This window comes from Enterococcus sp. AZ197 (genome assembly GCF_050556405.1).
GTDB classification, from domain to species: Bacteria; Bacillota; Bacilli; order Lactobacillales; family Enterococcaceae; genus Enterococcus; species Enterococcus faecalis.
Genome location: NZ_CP187873.1, coordinates 1,164,900 through 1,186,667 on the forward strand (window position 1 = coordinate 1,164,900; position 21,768 = coordinate 1,186,667).

The 21,768-nt window shown below is 37.3% G+C and carries 16 protein-coding genes and 1 riboswitch; of the genes, 10 read left to right on the forward strand and 6 right to left on the reverse strand.

Annotation, left to right across the window (positions count from 1 at the left end):
- The first annotated feature begins 4 nt into the window (after nt 1-4).
- From IGK82_RS05755 to trxB, 3 genes are all read left to right on the forward strand, one after another.
- Nucleotides 5-712 carry a GntR family transcriptional regulator gene (locus IGK82_RS05755; RefSeq protein ID WP_002357800.1) on the forward strand — a complete coding sequence of 236 codons (708 nt, stop codon included), beginning with the start codon at nt 5-7 and terminating at the stop codon, nt 710-712.
- An 818-nt stretch (nt 713-1,530) separates the two neighbouring features.
- Nucleotides 1,531-1,962 carry a cupin domain-containing protein gene (locus tag IGK82_RS05760; RefSeq protein WP_002379393.1) on the forward strand — a complete coding sequence of 144 codons (432 nt, stop codon included), beginning with the start codon at nt 1,531-1,533 and terminating at the stop codon, nt 1,960-1,962.
- Nucleotides 1,963-2,130: 168 nt separating this feature from the next.
- On the forward strand, nt 2,131-3,045 hold the full coding sequence (gene trxB / locus IGK82_RS05765) for a thioredoxin-disulfide reductase (RefSeq protein WP_002357780.1): 915 nt from the start codon (nt 2,131-2,133) through the stop codon (nt 3,043-3,045).
- A 42-nt stretch (nt 3,046-3,087) separates the two neighbouring features.
- Here trxB and IGK82_RS05770 read toward each other — a convergent pair whose 3' ends face one another.
- The 3 genes from IGK82_RS05770 to IGK82_RS05780 all read right to left on the reverse strand — a co-directional run bounded on the left by IGK82_RS05770 (nt 3,088) and on the right by IGK82_RS05780 (nt 6,704).
- Nucleotides 3,088-3,549: a hypothetical protein gene (locus tag IGK82_RS05770; RefSeq protein WP_002355960.1), complete on the reverse strand. Its 462-nt coding sequence runs from the start codon at nt 3,547-3,549 to the stop codon at nt 3,088-3,090.
- 196 nt (nt 3,550-3,745) lie between these two features.
- The gene (gene camE, locus IGK82_RS05775) at nt 3,746-4,246 is read right to left on the reverse strand and encodes a plasmid sex pheromone cAM373 precursor (protein WP_002358931.1); all 501 of its coding nucleotides are present in this window, start codon (nt 4,244-4,246) and stop codon (nt 3,746-3,748) included.
- A gap of 118 nt (nt 4,247-4,364) precedes the next feature.
- The gene (locus IGK82_RS05780) at nt 4,365-6,704 is read right to left on the reverse strand and encodes an ATP-binding cassette domain-containing protein (protein ID WP_002371231.1); all 2,340 of its coding nucleotides are present in this window, start codon (nt 6,702-6,704) and stop codon (nt 4,365-4,367) included.
- Between the two features lie 124 nt (nt 6,705-6,828).
- Between IGK82_RS05780 and IGK82_RS05785 the strand changes: the two genes are divergently transcribed.
- Entirely contained in the window at nt 6,829-7,338 is a 510-nt protein-coding gene (locus tag IGK82_RS05785) for a MarR family winged helix-turn-helix transcriptional regulator (RefSeq protein WP_002365578.1), read from the forward strand.
- A gap of 37 nt (nt 7,339-7,375) precedes the next feature.
- Here IGK82_RS05785 and IGK82_RS05790 read toward each other — a convergent pair whose 3' ends face one another.
- The 3 genes from IGK82_RS05790 to IGK82_RS05800 form a co-directional block, all read right to left on the reverse strand.
- Nucleotides 7,376-8,239, reverse strand: coding sequence for a sugar ABC transporter permease (locus tag IGK82_RS05790; protein ID WP_002360454.1), 864 nt, complete (start codon nt 8,237-8,239; stop codon nt 7,376-7,378).
- Between the two features lie 3 nt (nt 8,240-8,242).
- A complete protein-coding gene (locus IGK82_RS05795) occupies nt 8,243-9,586 on the reverse strand; it encodes a carbohydrate ABC transporter permease (RefSeq protein WP_002357775.1) in 1,344 nt (447 codons plus the stop codon).
- Nucleotides 9,587-9,671: 85 nt separating this feature from the next.
- Nucleotides 9,672-10,922 carry an extracellular solute-binding protein gene (locus IGK82_RS05800; RefSeq protein WP_002382263.1) on the reverse strand — a complete coding sequence of 417 codons (1,251 nt, stop codon included), beginning with the start codon at nt 10,920-10,922 and terminating at the stop codon, nt 9,672-9,674.
- A gap of 259 nt (nt 10,923-11,181) precedes the next feature.
- On the opposite strand from IGK82_RS05800, the gene IGK82_RS05805 reads away from it, so the two are divergent.
- The 6 genes from IGK82_RS05805 to pdhA all read left to right on the forward strand — a co-directional run bounded on the left by IGK82_RS05805 (nt 11,182) and on the right by pdhA (nt 21,767).
- On the forward strand, nt 11,182-12,948 hold the full coding sequence (locus IGK82_RS05805) for a glycoside hydrolase family 13 protein (protein ID WP_002379398.1): 1,767 nt from the start codon (nt 11,182-11,184) through the stop codon (nt 12,946-12,948).
- A gap of 27 nt (nt 12,949-12,975) precedes the next feature.
- Nucleotides 12,976-14,601, forward strand: a complete 1,626-nt coding sequence (locus IGK82_RS05810) for a glycoside hydrolase family 13 protein (RefSeq protein ID WP_016622253.1) — start codon at nt 12,976-12,978, stop codon at nt 14,599-14,601.
- A gap of 1 nt (nt 14,602) precedes the next feature.
- Entirely contained in the window at nt 14,603-16,216 is a 1,614-nt protein-coding gene (locus IGK82_RS05815; RefSeq protein ID WP_010709384.1) for a glycoside hydrolase family 13 protein, read from the forward strand.
- Between the two features lie 170 nt (nt 16,217-16,386).
- A complete protein-coding gene (locus tag IGK82_RS05820; protein ID WP_002392546.1) occupies nt 16,387-16,968 on the forward strand; it encodes a TMEM175 family protein in 582 nt (193 codons plus the stop codon).
- A gap of 81 nt (nt 16,969-17,049) precedes the next feature.
- Nucleotides 17,050-17,217, forward strand: a riboswitch (M-box (ykoK) riboswitch).
- A gap of 223 nt (nt 17,218-17,440) precedes the next feature.
- Nucleotides 17,441-20,053 carry a magnesium-translocating P-type ATPase gene (gene mgtA, locus IGK82_RS05825; RefSeq protein WP_002413922.1) on the forward strand — a complete coding sequence of 871 codons (2,613 nt, stop codon included), beginning with the start codon at nt 17,441-17,443 and terminating at the stop codon, nt 20,051-20,053.
- Nucleotides 20,054-20,651: 598 nt separating this feature from the next.
- Nucleotides 20,652-21,767 carry a pyruvate dehydrogenase (acetyl-transferring) E1 component subunit alpha gene (gene pdhA, locus IGK82_RS05830; RefSeq protein WP_002357768.1) on the forward strand — a complete coding sequence of 372 codons (1,116 nt, stop codon included), beginning with the start codon at nt 20,652-20,654 and terminating at the stop codon, nt 21,765-21,767.
- Nucleotide 21,768 lies beyond the last annotated feature (1 nt).

Sequence of the window (21,768 nt, forward strand, 5' to 3'; positions counted from 1 at the left end):
GTAAATGGTTCAAAATATACCAATTTATATTCAAATTCACGATAAAATCAAAGAAGATATTGAAAAAGGTGTCTGGAGTATCGGGGATCGTTTGCCCTCTGAGCGAGAATTAGCCTTGAAATTTGATGTTAGTCGAATGACCTTACGCCAAGCCATTCAGACTTTAGCAGACGAAGGGATTTTAGAACGAAAAATTGGTTCAGGAACATATGTAGCACGTAAGAAAGTTCAAGAAACAATGACAGGTACCACTAGTTTTACAGAAATTACCTTGTCTCAAAATCGCGTTCCTTCTAGTCGGACGGTGTCTTATTTTGTAGCGAAACCTAGTTCTAGTGAGATGGAAAAATTACAACTAGGTCCAGAAGATTCAATTTTACGAATGGAAAGAATTCGTTTTGCGGATGACATTCCGATTTGTTTTGAGGTGGCGAGCATTCCTTATTCATTGGTCTCGCAATATGGCAAATCTGAAATCACGAACTCTTTTTATAAAACACTTGAAGCCAAATCTGGCCACAAAATTGGCCACTCTAACCAAACAATCTCTGCTGTTCAAGCATCGGAGCAGATCGCAGAATATTTAGAGATTAAACGAGGCGATGCAATTCTGCGTGTGCGCCAAGTATCCTATTTTGAAAACGGACTACCTTTTGAATATGTTCGTACGCAGTATGCAGGAAGTCGATTTGAGTTTTATTTAGAGAAGTAGAGAAATGATAAGTATGGAAAAATGCCAAGAAATAGGCTGAGGTAAGATATTTTAACCTCCAAAAGTTGTATCTGAAAAATACAATTTTTGGAGGTTATTTTTTATGAACTTATCAGGTAGAATTCAAATTAAAATTAGTGAAAGCATCTCAATTCAAATAAATATTGAATAGAGTAGCAAGTCTGAATACCAAAAAAGTGAGATGGTTTGTCCCGCTATAAATATTGTTAAAAAATAAACTTATAATAGCTGCTAGTTTATTTGATTTATTCTTTTTTTGGCTGTAGTTCATTTTTGTCCATTTTTTACATTTCTTTTTTAAACTGATAAACCGACATAAGTAATCTGGATAAAAATATCAAAAATTCAGGTTACTGACAAACATTTAATTAGCATCTAAAAAATAATCATGTAAATTAAATGAGCAACGAAAACATCTGTTAGGGTGCTATCAATTTTTTAAAATCTACATATGATTAAAACTTGATGCTATAATGTTACTAGTAAGGTCAATGTATACCATAGCAGTACTTGAGAAAAGTAGAAGTGTTTCTGATGTTAGATATGTGGGCTGTATGTTGACTGATTTTCCTTTGAAGTTGAATAATAAGTTCGTGAATAATCGGAAATACTATATTTTTTCTGGTGAACAGATGGATTAGTGAAGATTGATACTGAACAGTCAATTGTTTTAAAAAAAGTGATTTTCAAATGGTAATAAAAGTATATTTAAAGGAACTCGAATTTTCAGAAAGTAGCTTCAAACTTAGTTTGAAAGAATAGCTTTCGGCTATAAAAAAAGTTAAAAGGAGCCTGCCATGTTACAGAAATATATAGAAATTTTAACAAGAGACGAGGTCATCTTTCGTAAAAAGCCAGATGGAACAGAAGTAAATTATTTTCTATTTCCAGAGTTTGAAATACATATAAATAGCTTGCCAGGAAAAACTGTGCAAGGTTGGCATAAGCATCACGAAATCGAAGAAGTTTTACTTGTGCAGTCGGGAAAAGTGAAAATAGAAGAGCTAGAAAATCAGCAAATTATTTCAAGAATTTGTGCAGAAGGAGAACTTATTCGGATGCATAAAAGTCTTCATCGGATTAGTAATCCTGATACGTTATCTGCATCATTTACAGTATTTCGTTTTGTTCCACAAGGGCAAAATCAACAAGAATGCATAAAAAATGATAAAGAAGAATTCTCTGATGCGGCAGTACAACGGCTTCTAAAAATCAATGATTCGTTGTGATCGTTATTTTTAAACTTTTCTTTTCCCCCTCCTAGAAAACACAAAACCGTGGTACAATAACTTACGTAATAGACACACCTACTCCGAATGTCAAAAAAGGGCAGAAAAGTAGACAAGAAATTGTTTAAGGAGTAAAGTAAACTTACTTAAAATTTTGGGGGAAATAAAATGTATGATGTAATTATCATTGGTGCCGGTCCTGCTGGGATGACGGCAGCACTTTATGCATCACGGTCCAATCTTTCTGTATTAATGATTGAACGCGGTGCGCCTGGTGGGCAAATGAACAACACTGCTGAGGTAGAGAATTACCCAGGCTTTGATTCTATTATGGGTCCAGAATTGGCCTATAAAATGTATGAAAATGTAGAAAAATTTGGTACGGAAAATGCGTATGGTATTGTGATGGGCATTGAAGACCACGGATCCTATAAAGAAGTGATTTGTGATGACAAATCTTATGAAGCTAAAGCGGTAATTATTGCAACAGGCTGTGAACACCGAAAATTGGGTGTAAAAGGCGAAGAAGAATTTGCTGGCCGTGGTGTTTCTTATTGTGCTGTTTGTGACGGTGCTTTCTTTAAAAATAAACGCTTAGTAGTCGTTGGCGGCGGCGATTCTGCAGTTGAAGAAGCAATCTATTTAACGCAATTTGCTTCTGAAGTAGTGATTGTTCACCGTCGTGATGAATTGCGTGCGCAAAAAATCATTCAAGATCGTGCCTTTGCAAATGAAAAGATTTCCTTTGTTTGGGATACAGTTGTCGAAGAAATTGTTGGCAATGAAATGGTCGTGACAGGTGTGAAAGCACGGAATGTCAAAACAGATGAAGTTTCTGAAATTGAAGCAAACGGCGTGTTCATTTACGTGGGGCTAGATCCATTAACAGAACCATTTAAAAAAGCTGGTATTACGAATGAGGCTGGTTGGATTGAAACAGACCAAGAAATGAGAACAAAAATTCCTGGTGTTTATGCCATTGGTGATGTCCGTGAAAAAACATTGCGTCAAATCACGACAGCGGTCGGTGAAGGCGGTATTGCTGGACAACAAGTATTTAACTATATTGAAGAATTAAAATAAAAAAATGCTTTTGCCTTTAATAATAAGGGCAAAAGCATTTTTTTAATAGGTTCCTTTAATGACAAAATAAGAGCCGCGAATGGTTCCAGCTAATTTTGATTTTTGACGAGCAAATTTGAATTTTCCTTCAAATTCTGCAGGGATTGCCATACCATCTGAAAGTTTAAACCCAACGGCGCGTTTGCCTTCCTCAGCTAATGTGTACATCACGTTAACTGCTAAGCCGTTTTCATAAAATACATAGGCCATTTTTATGCCATCTAAAGTGAAAGAAGAAATTTCAAGTGGCTTGTAAGGGAAATGTAATTCTCGTTCTAATAAAATTTTTTCAATCCAGGCCAATGTTTCTGGAGCTTCAGAGGCAGGGACGGTCGTAAAGCGATGTTTGTATTTATTCCAAAAATAGCGAGCTTCATTCGCTCTTAGTCCAGCAAGGGCAGGTGCCACTGGTGAACTTTCTAAACCAATAGTGGCTACTTCTTTAAAATCAACTGTATAAACCATGAATTGATACTCCCATCTTTTCTTTTAAACTAAGTATAACGGTAGCAGGGGTAACGAACAATTATTATTACTTAAAAGAATGAAATTGGGACAGAACGATCGGCTTCGGAAAATGTTAAGGTTTCCTAATGCGTAGTTTCTGTCCCAAAGAGTATTTTAAGATTTGGTTATTTCGTGATAAGTTATACGCTTGTGCTTATTTATTGGCATCTAAGGTAACTTTTTCATCTGCCGTAGTCGTTTTAACATCTACTGTATAAACAAGTTTATTGTTATTTTTGGTTAACTTCCAAGTCAAAATACGTGGAGAAAGTCCTCCAACTTCTTTTTTTGCTTTGGCTAAAACGTCGTTAACAGCGCCTAATTCTTTGACTTCAGCAGCTGAAAAGGCTGTCTCGTTTTCTCCAAGTTGATTTGCTTCAGTATTTTTGGTGACTTTTCCTGTTTCAGGATTCACGTAAAGTGTTTCTGTATCGTTAGTAAAGATATAGCTGTAGTCACTTGCTGGTTCTGTATCAAATTGGACATTTACTAATGGTTTGCTGTTGCCAGCTTCTTTTTCATAGATTTCAGCAGCTTGCTGCAAACTAACTTTGTACTTAGTATCAGTGACAGCATCTTTTCCTATGCCACAACTAGCTAAAATAAAAATAGCTCCTAAAAGTGAAAAAAATAGTAAAAATGGTTTTTTTAACATGAAATTACCTCGTTTCTTTTTATTAAGCATTCACAATCATTTAGTATACGGTGGTTTTATAAAAATTACAAACAAAAAATAATCCTTTAAGAGAAATTAAAGGATTATTTTTTGTTATTTATTCTGCACGTAAAGCAACTGCCGCATCTTTTTTCGCTGCCATTCGGGCAGGAATATGGCCACCAATCATGGTTAAGATTGTGCTAATTACAATCAAAATAATCCCGTGAATTGGATTTAAGGTGGCAACATTTTCTAAATCAGTCAGGTTATAGAGCACTGCATTGATCGGAAATGTTGCGAGAAAGGCAATCACAACACCAAGAATACCAGAGGCAACGCCTAAAATAGCAGTTTCGGCATCGAACACCCGGGTAATATCTTTTTTACGAGCTCCTAACGCTTTCAGGATACCGATTTCTTTGGTCCGCTCAATGACAGAAGTATAGGTGATAATCCCAATCATAATCATACTTGTAACAAGGGAAATCCCAGCAAATGCAATCAGCACATAAGTGATGGCATCCATTAAACCACCTGTTAAGCGGGTCATTGTTCCAGCTAAATCAGAATAGATGATTTGGTCTTTTTTATCTTTTCCTTTGTTATAAGCATCTAAATAATCAAGAATTTTATCTTTTGATTTGAAGTCGTTTGGATAAATCATAATACTTGAAGGGATTTCATTCGCTCCTAAATAAGACAACAGGTTTTCTTTCGCGGAAGCATCTAATGTTTCGTTAGTCATAACGTTAGTGTTGCTGGCTTCTTGCGCTTTAACAATATCAGAGGTTTTGTTTTTGGCAATCATATTAGTTGAAAGTGCATCGCTATAAGCAATTCCAGGTGCTAATAGATTCATTGTTGAAGAATCTTTAATTCGCAAAATCCCTGAAATTGTTAATTCAGTATTTTCTGGGTTATCGTAAACAGCTTGCAAATCTTGGTTAGGAATGAAGTTGCCTGTCGGTAATTTGGTGTAAAATGCATTATTATTGGCTAACTTCATTTTTGTGCCGACAATGTCTGAAAAGGCAATCTTTTGATTATCTTTCGCGTCAAAGCCAAGATTTTTTAAAGCATTAATATTGGTGGTATTGTTACTATCAACGATTAAAACGACATCGGTTTCTTTTTCTGGATAATTTCCTTCAAGCAACGAGTAATTGTCTTTTAAGAAATTGTTTTTTCCATTTTCTAGTTGTTTAGGAAAAGCAGAAACGCCGACGCCAGTTTGGGCAGCCATCATAGAAGCCATCGCGTTTGATTGGCCGTCGGGTGCATCGTTTGAAAATTTGACAGCTTGTGCTTTCCCGTTGATTTCTCTTAATAAGTTCATATTAACTAGACGAGTATAGCCGATATTATTACTTAATTCAGGATCAATGTGATTGACATAGTCAATAAACTTTTGATCAATTAAATTCGTGTGTTGCGCACGGTCCGCATCGCTAATTTTAGCAGTCACTTCTTTTTCTTTCGGGAAGGTGCCTTTTTTGTCCTGATTATTGAAACTTTCTGGATCTTGATCGGTCGCTATTTTAGAAATGGTAATCGGAAATTGCGCTAACGTTTCCGACTGAGTTTTATCAATTTGTTTCTGGAATCCTGTTGAAAGAGAAAGGACAATCGCAATACTGATAATTCCGATACTTGAAGCAAAGGCGGTTAAAAAAGTTCGCCCTTTTTTAGTGCGGATATTATTAAAAGATAAACGCAGCGCAGTCGTGAATTTCATTTTGGTGCGTTTCAATTCGAAAGGTTCTTTTTTTTCATGTTCAATATGAGGACGCGAGTCATGACGAATTTGGCCATCTGAAAATTCAATAATTCGATCAGCGTATTCGTGAGCTAATTCAGGATTGTGGGTCACCATAATAACTAATTTTTCTTTCGAAAGTTCTTGGATAAGTGCCATAATTTGCAGACTGGTTTCTGAATCCAATGCACCAGTTGGTTCATCACAAAGTAAAATATCGGGATCATTAGCTAAAGCGCGAGCAATGGCAACCCGTTGCATTTGACCGCCAGATAATTGGGAAGGTTTTTTATGGATATGGTCCTTCAAACCGACACGGATGAGTGCATCTTCGGCTTTTTGGCGTCTTTCTGCTTTTGAAATACCACTCAGTGTCATACCAAGCTCAACATTATCCAAAATCCCCTGATGACTAATTAAGTTGTAACTTTGAAAAATAAAACCAATTGAGTTATTCCGATAAGCATCCCAGTCGGCTTCTTTAAAATTTTTTGTTGATTTGCCGTTAATGATTAAGTCACCAGAATCGTAATTGTCCAATCCGCCAATCACATTCAACATCGTCGTTTTACCAGAGCCGCTGGGACCCAGAATGGCTACAAATTCTTGTTTTCGAAAAGCGACAGAGACGCCATCTAAAGCTTTAGTGGTCGTTCCGCCGACAGTATAATATTTTTTTATCTCTTTGAGTTCTAGCATATTTTTCGCATCCTTCTTCCAATTTATCAACAATACAACCTTAAGTTAGTGTATAACGTAACATAATAGTTAACAAAAATCAATCATTACCATTTGATAATCAAGTGAATTTAGTATACACTAGGTGGGAAACGAGGGAGAACATATGGATAAAGAGAAGCATTCATCAAATTTAGATATTAGTGTCTTTACTGAAATTTTTTCATATATGAGCCAATTGCTTTTTAAAGACCTAGACTTGGAGGATCTAAAATTAACCAAGTTAGACATGTTAATTTTATTAATTGTGGCAACAAATGAAGGAATTAGTATGACGGAGTTAGCCAACCAAGTAGGAACGTCGAAAGTTCAAGTGAGTCGCTCTATTGCGGGGTTAGAAGAACGAGCGATTGTTCAACGTCGCCATAATCAAGAAAATCGCCGCGTGGTTAATGTTTATACGACAAAAGAAGGCGAGAAGCTCTTTAAGCAAAAAGAAAATCAAGTAAAACAGCAACTATCTGAAACGCTTAGTGTTCTTTCCTTAGAGGATTATCAAGAGGTCAATCAACACTTTTTGGCGGTCATGAAAATTTTGTCCAATTATCAAGCGCTACGAAGAAAAACGTGTAAGGAAAACAACGCCAAAAAATAAAAAACATCGTTTGGCTATAAACCAAACGATGTTTTTTCTAGCCTTTGACAGAGCCAGAAGTCACGCCTTCTACATAGAAACGTTGCATTAATATAAATAAAATAGTAATTGGAATGGCAATCAGCACACATCCTGCTGTAAAAGCCATGAATAGTGAATTGGCTGTTGATTTGGTCATCATCGAAAAGAGACCAATCGCAACGGTGTAATTTTCAACTTTATCACCCATAATAACTTTTGCGAAAATAAAATCCATCCAAGGGCCCATGAAGGCGGTTAAAGAAGTATAGACAATAATTGGTTTCGACAATGGCAACGTAATTTTTGTGAAAATTTGCCACTTGTTGGCACCGTCAATCATAGCCGATTCGTCTAAAGCCATCGGAATGGTGTCGAAGAAACCTTTGGCGATGTAAAAACCTAGCGCCGAGCCTGCAGAGTAAACCAGAATTAAAGCGAATAAACTTTCAGTTAAATTTAAGGCTTTTAAAATATAGTAAACGGCAATCATACTCATAAAACCAGGGAACATATTTAAAACGAGCGCCACTTTTAAAAATGGTTTTCTTAAGCGGAAACGCAACCGTGACAGCGCATAAGCCATTGCGATTGTAATGAAAGTTGATAACAGACAGCTTGCGATGGAAACGAACAAGGTGTTCAAAAACCAACGGACAAAGGGGAAGTTGCCAGTCTGATTTGTTAATAATACTTTATAATTTTCTAAAGTGAATGTTTTGGGAATGATATAGGGAACAAATGCACCGCCTTCGCCACGAAAACTTGTTAAGATAATCCACACAATGGGGAACATCCAAAAAACTGCTAAAATGGTTAGAATGATGTAAACGCTGGTAAGTGCAGTGCGTTGTTTTTTCTGGTAACTTTTTGCTTTAGCCATAAGTTACGCCTCCTTAAATGAATTCGTACGTGTATAGGCAATTAAACTGAAGACTGCGGAGAGAATGAAGATTAAAATACCAATCACAGAGGCTAAATTGTAATCCATTGTATCGACAGTCAATTTGTATAGCCAGGTAACTAAAAGGTCAGTTGAGCCTGCACCGTAGAAGTTAGAATTGGCTGGCCCACCACCTGTTAATAGATAAATGACATTGAAGTTATTGATGTTGCCAATAAACTGTTGAATCAGCGCTGGGGTCATCACAAATAGAATTTGTGGAAACGTAATACTTTTAAAAATTTGCCATTTATTGGCACCGTCAATTCTAGCTGCTTCGATTTGATCTTCAGGAAGGTTTTGGATAATCCCTGTAGAGATTAACATCGTAGCAGGAATACCAATCCACATATTGACAACAATAATGGTTAATTTTGCCCAATTCGGATCTGTTAAGAAGGGGATAGAAGAATCGATTAAGCCCCAATTTAACAACAGAGCATTGATAGGTCCAGAACCATTTAAGAGGTTTCGCATAATTAAAAGTGAAACAAACGGAGGTACGGCCATCGTGATAACAAAAATAGTCCGCCAAAATGCTTTATATTTTAAGCCTTTTGTATTGATAAGCAAGGCTAAAATGATTCCAAAAAAGAAACAAGTTGCGGTTGCGAAAACAGCCCAAATCAAGGTCCAGCCAAGTACTGGAAAGAACGTTGAAGCCATATCGCCTGTGATTACATTACCTAGATTTGCCAATCCAACCCAAGTAAAAAGGTTTTTCGGTGGCAGATGGTTATGGTCGTAGTTGGTAAAGGCAATTGAAATCATATACAACAACGGCAAGATGGTAAAGAAAAGAACGCCTAGTAAGGGGATCGTCATTAAAGTTGCATGGAAACGTTCGTTTAACAAGCTACGTAAATCATCCATAGTTGTTGGAATTTTTTTGCCGGCTGTCTTTAATTCATATAGGTGACGGGCGCTTTTTAAATTGATTACATATAAAATGATTAGCGATAAACAGACTAAAATTGCTGCAATTCCGAATAATAATAAGAGCATTGAATTATCGCCTTCTTTTAGAACTTCAATCCCTAAAGAATCATCATATACTAATCCTTGCTGTTGGGTCCCTAGTGTTCCTAGCATCATTAATGCGTGGAAACCATTACGGATTAACCAATAGATAAAGCCAATTTCAGCTGTTAAAAAGATGATTCCCTTTAACCACTGCTTGTTGGCGAAGTTTGCAGCACCCATAACTAAAAAAGATAGTTTTGTAGCGAAGTCGCCTTTTTTAAAGACCTCTCGAAATGACGTCTGGGCTTTCTTTTTCTTGAACATCTTCGTTCACTCACTTTCTACTTAAATAAAAAAGATAGAGGAAATGGGACAGCAGATTGAAGCTCGTCCCATTTCTTTACTCTTTTTATTCTTTTGCTTCTTTTGATGTGTCTTGGACTAATTTATCTAATTTTGCTTGATAATCCGCAGGTTTGATATTGCCTTTGTACGTATCATTGATCACTGCATCCATCGCAGGCCAGAATGAAACGATTTCTGGGATTTTTGGCATTACCACAGAGTGGGTTGGTTGCGCCATTTCTAAGATAGCTTTTGCAACAGTATCTTGTGTAATTTCTTCGTTTGTTTGTAATTTTTTGTTTGAGGGGACAAAACCGATTTCTTTGAAGTAAGTCATTTGTGCTTTTTCACTTGTTAAATAGTTTGCTAATGTCATTGCGGCCAATGGTGCTTGTGTTTGTTGGTTGACAGCAAAACTACGAACGCCCAAGAAAGCTTTCATTTGTTTTTCTCCATTGCCAAAATCAATGGTTGGGTAGGCAGCGGCCCCCATTTTGTCGCCAAGAGCTTTTTCTACATCGTTTTTAGACCAAGGACCAGAAAGGAAGGCATCCGTTTTGCCAGAACCTAGATTAGACAATGCTTCTGTATTTGATTGGATCACACCAGGATTATTTTTTTGATCGGCAATCCATTGTAATACTTCTATACCTTGTTGGTTGTTAAAGTTGGTACCTTTCGGATCTTCGCCATTTTCACCATATAAGTAATCGCCGTTACTCATAAATAGAGGACCGAAGATATAATTTGCGCCATCTTCGCCAAAATTGGTACCGATTTTGCCTTTTTCAGTTAAAGACTTCCAAGTTTTAATTTCCTCTGGAGAATACGTATCTTTGTTATAATAAAGAACTTGTGACTCTACGGCATAAGGGTAGGCATAGACTTTGTCTTTCCAAGTGACTCCTGCGACTGCCGAGTCGATATTGTTTTCTTTGACTTCTTTTTCATATTTTGTGTTAGGGTAAATCAGACCAGCTTCTGCCATTTGACCAATTTGATCATGTGGCATCATGAAAACATCTGCGGCAGCTTTAGGATCTTTTGCAATGTCTTTTTTAGCATCTGCCGAATTTCCAGCAGTTAAGTTAACTTTAATATCGGGGTTTTCTTTTTCAAAATCGGCGACAACTTTTTTAAAGACGCCCATATATTCAGTATCAACCCATAATTTTACGTCACCAGCTGCTTTATTTGCTGAACCGCTTTCATTTTCAGCTTTCGTTTTTTCTGCGCCACCACAGGCAGTAAGTAAAACCGCGGAAGCACTTAAAAGGATACCGCCCATTAAAATCTTTTTCCAATTCGCTTTCATTTTTGAACCCTCCAAAAATTATTTTTTACAAGTCTTATTATGCAACCGATTGCGGAAATAATCAAGTGTTTTTCATCGAGAAAGTTAAAAAAGTTTTTTTGTTATAAATAACATACTGTTTATTTAAAGTGGTGTATACCACTAATTGAGCATTTTAAATAAAAAAATAAAAAAGGGTATACAAATGCAATCGTTTGCGCTAAAATGTGTTCGAGTATTAGAAAATACACGAAAAGCGACAATTAAAGGAGAGAATTAAATGAACACTGCTGCAATCTACCATCGTCCAGAAAGTGAATTTGCTTATCTTTATACAGAAGAAACCATGCATATTCGTTTGCGTACGGCAAAAGGCGACATTGCCTCTGTCCAATTAGTGCAAGGAGATCCTTATCTTTTAGGGAAAGAAAAGTGGTACCAACAGTCGTTAACCATGGAGAAGTTAGTATCTACGGAGTTATATGATTACTGGTTTATTGCATTAAGTGCAAAATTTAAACGCCTTTCATATGCTTTTACTTTAGTAGGGGCGGATGGTTTGAGGGCGTTTTATGGCGAACACGGCATTTATCCTTTAGAAGAAAAGTATTTAGAGATGGCGAATAATTATTTTCGGATGCCGTATTTTCATGAAATCGATCGTTTTAAAGCACCTGAATGGGTAAAAGAAACGGTTTGGTATCAAATATTTCCAGAGCGTTTTGCAAATGGTGATCTCGCCAATGATCCTGAAGGGACGTTGCCGTGGGGATCTAAAAGACCAGATCGACAAGATTTTTTTGGTGGGGATTTGCAAGGGGTGCTAGATCATCTTGATTACATTGAAGATTTAGGTGTTAACGGCTTATATTTTTGCCCAATTTTTGAAGCGTTTTCTAATCACAAATATGATACGATTGATTATTTAAAAATTGACCCAGCTTTTGGTGATGGTGCTACCTTTAAGCGTTTAGTCGAAGAGTGTCATCGACGGGGCATCAAGATTATGTTGGACGCCGTTTTTAACCATATGGGGGACACTTCGCCTCAATGGCAAGATGTGTTAAAAAATGGCCAGGACTCAATTTATGCCGATTGGTTCCACGTAAATGAGTTTCCAGCTAGCTATGAAGAAAGTGCTGATTTTGAAGAAGCAAGCAACATTACCTATGATACTTTTGCATTCACTCCGCATATGCCTAAATTAAATACAGCAAATCCAGAAGTGCAAGCCTATCTTTTAGAAATTGCTCGTTATTGGATTGAGGAATATGATATTGACGCCTGGCGTTTAGATGTGGCAAACGAAGTGGATCATGCGTTCTGGAAAAAATTCCGGCAAACATGTGATGACGCAAAAGAAGATTTTTATATTTTAGGAGAAATTTGGCACTCGTCGCAAAGCTGGCTCCAAGGAGACGAATTTCATGCAGTGATGAATTATGCATACACAGATGCGATTATGGGCTACTTTGTCAAGCAAGAACTGTCCTTGGAAAAGATGCTTTCTGAAATGAACAACCAGTTAATGCTCTATCGACAACAAACGAATCAAATGCAGTTTAATGTTTTAGATTCCCACGATACACCACGCTTATTGCATGAAACGAAAGAGGATAAAGAGCTGATGCGCCAAGTATTAGCGTTTACGTATATTCAACCAGGTGTCCCTTGTCTTTACTATGGTGATGAAATTGGTATGACAGGTGATATGGATCCTGATTGTCGTCGTTGTATGGTTTGGGAGGAAAATCAGCAAGATTTGGATTTGAAGGAATTTGTAAAATCATTGATTGCCCTTCGCAAAAAGTATGCGGCTGTTTTTTCTGGTGGAACAATCGATTGGACAGGAACTTCTTTTGAAACGGGGTTGATTAGACTCGCTTGTCGTTTGGAGGAACAGACGATTTATGGGATTTTTAATACTGGCCAAGAGACACAATTTGTCGATAGAACTGATCGAGAAGTTTTGCTAAGTTCTTCTATCGAAATTGCTTCAGAACAGATAATGGTTTTACCAAAAGGTTTTCTTTTATATCAAGCATAATAATTAAGCAAAGGAATGTGAAGAAGAATGGAAAAACATTGGTGGCAAGAAGTCGTGGTTTATCAGATTTATCCTCGCAGTTTTAAGGATAGCAATGGAGATGGCATTGGAGATTTACCAGGAATTATTGAAAAATTGGATTATTTGGAAACGTTAGGCATTGGGGCTATTTGGTTATCACCAGTTTATCAATCACCCAATGATGACAATGGTTATGACATTTCTGATTATGAAGCGATTATGACAGAGTTTGGGACGATGGCGGATATGGATCGTCTAATTGAGGAAGCGAAAAAGCGAAAGATTGAAATTATTATGGACTTAGTGGTTAACCATACGTCAGATGAACATCGTTGGTTTATTGAAGCGAAAAAAAGCAAGGAGAACCCCTACCGAGACTATTATGTATGGGCTGATCCTGCTTCAGATGGCGGTGCGCCTAACCGATTGAAATCTGCCTTTTCGGGTTCGGCGTGGACGTTTGATGAAGCGAGTGGGCAATACTATTTGCATTTGTTTAGTAAAAAACAACCAGATTTAAATTGGGAAAACCAACAAATGCGTCAGTCGGTTTACGAGATGATGAATTTTTGGATTGATAAAGGAATTGGCGGTTTCCGTTTAGATGTAATTGACTTAGTGGGTAAAATTCCAGGAGAAGAGATCACCGCGAATGGGCCTCATTTACATCGTTATTTACAAGAAATGAACGCCGCGACATTTGGCGGCAAAGAGCTGTTAACTGTAGGTGAAACATGGGGGGCCACACCTGAGATTGCAAAAATGTACTCTAGTCCAGAGCGTCATGAATTATCTATGATTTTTCAGTTTGAACATATGAGCTTGGATCAACAACCAGGTAAAGAAAAATGGGACCTTCAGCCAATGGAAGTTGCCAAGTTGAAACAGGTTTTTGCAAAATGGCAAACAGAATTAGGAAATGATGGCTGGAATTCTTTATTTTGGAATAACCATGATTTACCGAGAATGATTTCACGTTGGGGAAATGATCAGGAATATTGGTTGGAAAGTAGTAAGTTATTCGCTATTTTACTGCACATGATGAAAGGCACACCTTATATTTATCAAGGGGAAGAAATTGGTATGACCAATACGCCGATTACAGATATTCGTGAAGCGCGGGACATCGAAACGATTAACATGTACCATGAGTATCTAGAAAAAGGATATTCTAAAGAAGAAATTTTGCTGAAAATTAATACTAAAGGTCGTGATAATGCACGCCGGCCTATGCAGTGGACCGCTGAAAAAAATGCGGGCTTTACGACTGGTACACCTTGGATTGATGTTAATCCCAATTATCAAACGATTAACGTCGCTGCTGCTTTGGCAGATAAAAATTCACTATTCTATACGTACCAAGAAATGATTCGTTTGAGAAAAGAACATCCTTTAATTGTTTGGGGCGACTTTGAATTGCTGGAAACAGTGGACGAAGTGATTAGTTTTTATCGTACCTATGGTGAGGAACGCTGGCTTGTTGTAACAAACTTTTCTGACAAAGTTCAGCCATTTTCTGCAGACGTTCATGTAGAACAAGTAATGATTGAAAATATGCCGACAGATGTCACTGCTTTAGCAGACTATTCGTTAGCGCCTTGGCAAGCATTTGTTGTGAAAGTGAGTCAATAAGATGGAACAATGGTGGAAAAATGCTGTCGGTTATCAAATTTATCCTCGGAGTTTTAAAGATAGCAACGGGGATGGCATTGGTGATTTGCAGGGAATTATTGAGAAATTACCGTATTTAAAAGAACTAGGGGTCGATTTTTTATGGTTAAATCCGATTTACACTTCGCCAAACGTTGACAATGGTTATGATATTGCGGATTATCAAGGGATTCAGCCAGAATTTGGTACGATGGAAGATTTTCAAGAACTTTTGGACCAAGCGCATCAATTAGGTTTGAAGATTATTCTTGATCTGGTAGTCAATCATACCAGTGATCAACATCCGTGGTTTGTTGAAGCGAAAAAAAGTTTAGATAATCCGTATCGTGAGTATTATTTATGGGCCGATGCGACACCAGATCGTATGCCGAATGAATGGCAAAGCTTTTTTGGTGGCTCGACTTGGACGTATGACGCGGGTACAAAGCAAGCATATTTTCATGTGTTTGCAAAAGAGCAACCTGATTTGAACTGGAAAAATCCTAAAGTTCGTGAAGAGATTTATGCGATGATTCGCTGGTGGTTAGATTTGGGAATTGATGGTTTCCGATTGGATGCGATTAGTCATATCCAAAAAGAACCTTGGGATTTTAAAATTACCACGAATCCGTGGGCTCCATTTATGAATGTAAAAGGCATTGAAGACTATATGCTGGATTTGAAAGCTATTTTTGCTGAGTATGACATCATGACAGTGGGGGAAGCTAGTGGCGTTTCAAGTAAAAAAGCGGTGGGATGGACCAATGATGCGGGCTATCTGAATATGATTTTTGAATTAGAGCACAATGTTCGAGAAGGAAAGCCAGGAGAAGAACGGTTAAATATTTTAGGCTATAAAAAAGTAATGGCTCGCTGGCAAAAGCATTTAGGGACAGAAGGCTGGAATGCATTATATGTAGAAAATCATGATAATCCCAGAATCAATTCAATTTTAGGCAATGAAACCTCTCATTCTGCTAAGGCGATTGGAACAATCGCCTTGCTCTTGCGAGGAACGCCGTTTATTTATCAAGGACAGGAAATCGGCATGGTTAATTATCCGTTTCAACAGATTGACGAGTTAGATGCTAAAGATTCCCATAACCATTATCGTTTGCTTATAGAAAATGGCTACGATGCGAAACAAGCATTAAAAGAAGTGGCGCATTGGACGCGGGACCATTCGCGTACGCCTATGCAGTGGACGAGTCAAGAGGCAAGTTCATTCACCTCGGGGCATCCGTGGTTAGCAATTCATCCCAATTTCAAAGAAATAAATGTGGCTGACCAAGAAACGGATGCACAATCCGTGTTGAATTATTATAAAAAGTTAATTGCGCTGCGGAAAGAAAATCCAGTCTTTACAGATGGACAGTTTGAACTATTAGCGCCCAATCATCCGTCTGTTTTTGCTTTTTTAAGAAAAACAACTGAGGCAACAGCGTTAGTGATTGTCAATTTAAGTGGAGAAAAGTGCCAATTTGACTTGCCGAATAAATTACTAGGCAGAAAGTGGCAACAATTATTAGGGAATCAAGATTTTACGGTGAAGAAACGGATGCAGTTAGCACCTTATCAGGCAGGCGTATTCCAATAACTGATTTGTTCTATAACGAGTGCAAGAGGCTTACTTTTAAGTGGGGCTCTTGCACTCGTTTTTAGGAACTTCAACAACCGAGAGACTTCGTAAATAATTGAATTTTTACAGAAATGCGTTATACTTACTTTGAGTAAGTTATTTAATTTTTATGAAAGTAGGGGGAAATGATGCCGAAAACACGTGTAGAAGCATTTACAGATGCAGTCATTGCGATTATTTTAACGTTATTAATTTTAGAATTAAAAATTCCTGAAAAAGCAGATTGGTCTGCTCTGACTCAATCTGGACACAAAATCATTATTTATTTAATTAGTTTTGTTACTTTATTGATTTATTGGAACAATCATCATCATTTATTTCAAAGTGTCCGTAAAATTGATGGACGTGTCCTTTGGATGAATAATTTATTAATTTTGACGTTGACGTTTTTCCCGTTTGTTACTGGTTGGGTGGGTGAACATCCGTTTTCTTGGCCGCCACAAGCTTTGTATGGCTTAGTAGTATTAGGAGCTGATGTTGCTTATTATCTAGTGGTGCGGGCATTGATTCAGGCAAATGGGCCCAAATCCGAAGTACAACGTTTGTTTGGCCACTATCCAAAATTAACGCTTTCGATTGTGTTGAATATTATTGCGTTGATTGTGGGCAAACTGGTAGCGCCAATCGCTGTCCTGATTATTGATACGATTGTTTTAGTCATGTGGTTTATTCCTGAGCGAAAAGCAGAAATAAAGGAAATTTTAAAGTAGTTATTTTTTATTTATAACAAAAAAGTCATAAATCTTTTGACAAGAATGTCAAACTCCTCTATTATAAGAAGTGGATAAAAACTGAATAATTGTTAGGTGAGGCTCCTATTTGGACAAATGCTGCTGCCGCGAAAGGATCGAGAGACCCTTAGTTGGTTGAACAGGAATAATCGTGAAGGTTATTCATAATGTAGCTGATACATGTTATCTACGCCCTATAGTGCTAAAGCTCAACGATAGAGAATCTTATTTAAAGATGGTATTTTGGGACGTACTCTATTGTTGAGTAGGTCCTTTTTTGTGTGTTTGGCAAAAAAGCAATTATTCACTGGAAGTATAAATAAGAAAAAGAAAGGATGACTGTCATGGAAGACCCTGGAAGTGAACAGAGAAACAAAATACAGTCACCAACGAAAGGAGAAGATTTTAGCGCTCTTTTCGGCAGGTGACCACAACCTTGGAGGAAAAGAAAATGATGAACAAAAAAACAATGGATATGAGAAAAGCAACCAAAGATCAAGAATTACGTAAATTGGCTTTGCTTTCTGAACGGGAATTAATGATGGAATTACGGACATCTGAAAAAGGACTCTCGAATGAAGATGCCGAAAAAAGATTAGAGGAATTTGGACCAAACGAAGTTTCTGCACAAAAGCCAACCCCAGCAATTATTTTATTTTTAAGTGCATTCAAAGATCCGTTTGTCTATGTCTTAGCCTTATTGATGGTCGTTTCAACTTTAACGAAAGATTTCGAAGCCGCTATCGTGATGGGCGTGATGATTTTAGCCAGTGTCTTGATTGCTTTTATACAAGAGTATCGTTCTCAAAAAGCGAGTTTGGATTTAAAAGAATTAATTGAAAATACCGCTGCAGTGACACGGGAAGGGATTACGAAAGAAATTCCAATGGACGAAATTGTTCCAGGAGACATTGTAACTTTAGCTACAGGAGACATGATTCCTGCAGATGCCGTGTTGATTTGGACCAAAGATTTATTCGTTAATCAATCGTCGCTAACAGGCGAATCCATGCCTGTCGAAAAATTTGTGGATGCAGGTGTGGATCGTCAACAAACAGAGGTTTCTGCATTAGATATGCAAGACCTAGTGTTTATGGGCACAGATGTCTTGAGTGGACAAGGAAAAGCGATTATTTTAAAAACTGGGCAACATACATTTTTTGGTGATATTGCTAAAAATGCTACAACACAACGAGGAAAAACTAGTTTTGACTTAGGCTTAGCAAAAGTCAGTAAGTTTTTATTACGAATGGTAATGATTTTGTTTCCAATCGTTTTCTTGATTAATGGTTTAACTAAAGGTGCTTGGGGCGAAGCGTTTTTCTTCGCGATTGCCGTTGCAGTTGGTTTGACACCAGAAATGTTGCCAATGATTGTTACGAGTAACTTAGCCAAGGGTGCATTATCCTTATCGAAACATAAAGTCATTGTTAAAGAATTAGCGGCTATCCAAAATTTAGGTGGTATGGATGTGCTCTGTACAGATAAGACTGGAACGATTACCGAAGATCGTGTAGTTTTGGTTCAACATTTGAATCCATTAGGTGATTTGAGTGACGAGGTTCTAAATTTAGCCTACTTAAATTCTTCTTATCAAACAGGTTGGAAAAATTTAATGGATATTGCCGTTATTAATTTTTATGAAGAGCATCAATGGAAAACGCCGTTTAAAAATGTCACTAAAATTGATGAAATTCCTTTTGATTTTTCCAGACGCCGCTTAACGGTTGTCGTGAATGCAGATGATCATCAATTGATGATTACGAAAGGCGCCGTGGAAGAAATGGAAGAAGTGTGCACGCATGCGCAAATTAATGGCGAAATTGTACCATTAAGCAGTGCTGTACGAGAAGAACTACGCCGAGTAAATGTTCAAATGAACAAACAAGGGATGCGTGTGTTAGCGGTAGCTGTAAAAAAAGATGTCCATAAAGAAGCAGTTTATTCAGTTGAAGATGAAAAAGAGATGACATTGATTGGGTTTATGGGGTTTCTTGATCCAGCAAAAGAGTCAGCCGTCAGCGCTATCCGCTCCTTACATGAACATGGTGTCAACGTGAAAGTGCTAACGGGCGATAATGACATTGTCGCCAAAAAAGTCTGTAAAGATGTAGGCATTGAAGTTTCCCATGTGTTATTAGGTTCTCAAATTGAAGCAATGACAGATGAAGAGTTGCGGGCGCAAGTAGAAGAAACTAATTTATTTGCCAAATTAAATCCGATGCAAAAATCTAAAATTATTGAATTGCTACAAGCAAAAGGTCATACGGTTGGTTTTATGGGGGATGGCATTAATGATGCACCGGCATTACGAAAAGCTGATGTGGGCATTTCAGTAGATACTGCAGCTGATATTACTAAAGATGCTAGCTCGATTATTTTACTGGAAAAAAGTTTAAATGTACTGGAATCTGGTGTGATTGAAGGACGAAAAGTATTTAGCAATATGATGAAATATATTAAAATTACCATCAGTTCTAATTTTGGGAATGTCTTTTCAATTTTAGTAGCCAGTGCCTTTTTACCATTTCTACCAATGCTTTCCTTACAACTCTTGATTCAAAATTTGATTTATGATGTGGCTCAGTTGACAATTCCTTGGGATAATGTCGATGAAGAAGAGTTATTAAGCCCTGTTCGTTGGGAAACGAACGGCCTAGCGAAATTTACAGTATGTATTGGCCCGGTAAGTAGTATTTTCGATATTCTAACGTATCTTGTCATGTGGTTTGTGTTTAGCGCCAATAGTTTGGCAACTCAACATTTATTCCAAACAGGTTGGTTTATGGTGGGACTTGTTAGTCAAACGTTAGTTGTTCATATGGTCCGGACGCGGAAAATACCATTCATTCAAAGTCGTGCGTCAATGCCTGTGATGTTAAGTAGTTTAGGCGCAATTTTACTCGGTTTCCTGATTGTAGCAACGCCTATAAGAGAGGTTTTTGACTTTGTGAAACTTCCGGCTAACTACTGGCCATGGTTCTTTGGAATCATCATTGCGTACATGTTAACTGTTGAAGTAGCTAAACGTTTATATATTAAAATTACTAAGGAATGGATTTAGTAAAATCTACTGAAAGAGAAAAGAAATTGCTAAGCTGTATTACTCGTTTTGCGAAAATTTGGTGATTTTAAGCAATGAATGTTCGTGATAAAACCTAAGGCAAAGTATTTGGCAAAAAAACGAGCCAAAAAAAATAAAAATTAACGAAAAAAACTTTGTTCTCTAAAAAATAAAAAACCGCATGCTGAGTAGGTTACTCGGCTGACGGTTTTTATTTTTTGGTTTTTTCAAGATAATTTTCATGAAAACGCAAAGTTCGGAAATCAGATTACTAGCCAGCTCGGGGATGAGGGGGCTCGAATTAATAGAACTGTTATATAATATTTTCAAAATAGAATATAACAGTTAGGAGAAAAATAGTACAGAAGAAGTGTGGAACAGAAACCGTTTTCTTGTTTGTGAAAATTATCACTAAACCGCAAAAACATGCGGTTTTGCTCTTTTGTGAAAAAATGAAGAAATTAGAGTTTTTTTCTTGCGCTTTTTCGAATTTAGTGATAATTTGTTAAGTGTAGTCGATAAAAAGTAATACAGTTTCGCACTCTGTTTTACTTTTATCGAAATTAAAGAAACGTAATAGAGAGGATTGTGTGACAAAATGGCAAAGGCTAAGAAACAAAAACCTATTGACTTTAAAGAGCTAATGGCTAAAGTCGACGCTGATTTCCCAACTTTCCAAATCTTGGATCAAGATGGAAAAATTGTGAATGAAGATTTAGTACCTGATTTATCGGATGAGGAATTAGTTGAATTAATGACACGCATGGTTTGGTCTCGTGTGTTAGACCAACGTTCTACTGCATTAAACCGTCAAGGACGCTTAGGATTCTTCGCGCCAACAGCTGGACAAGAAGCAAGCCAATTGGCAAGCCAATTTGCAATGGAAAAAGAAGACTACTTACTACCAGGTTACCGTGATGTACCTCAATTAGTACAACATGGTTTACCATTAAGAGAAGCTTTCTTATGGTCTCGTGGTCACGTAGCAGGGAACTACTACGCGGAAGATTTAAATGCATTACCACCACAAATTATCATTGGTGCTCAATACATCCAAGCAGCTGGTGTTGCTTTAGGATTGAAAAAACGTGGAAAAGAAAATGTTGTCTTCACTTATACTGGTGACGGCGGTTCTTCACAAGGGGACTTCTATGAAGCAATTAACTTTGCTGGTGCTTACCAAGCAAACGGTGTCTTCATTATCCAAAACAATGGTTTTGCGATTTCTACACCTCGTGAAAAACAAACAGCGGCTAAAACTTTAGCTCAAAAAGCTGTTGCAGCAGGAATTCCTGGTATTCAAGTTGATGGTATGGATCCATTAGCAGTTTACGCAATTGCAAAAGAAGCGCGCGATTGGTCAGCTGCAGGAAACGGTCCAGTTTTAATTGAAACATTAACCTATCGTTATGGTCCACATACTTTATCTGGAGACGATCCAACACGTTACCGTTCAAAAGAAATGGATGACGAATGGGTACAAAAAGATCCATTGACTCGTTTCCGTAAATATCTAACAGATAAAGGCTTATGGTCTGAAGCAAAAGAAGAAGAAATTATTGAAAAAACAAAAGAAGAAATCAAAGTAGCGATTGCAGAAGCGGATAAAGCGCCAAAACAAAAAGTTTCTGATTTCTTGAAAAATATGTTTGAAGTTCAACCTCAAACAATTAAAGAACAAATTGCATTTTATGAAGCGAAGGAGTCGAAATAAA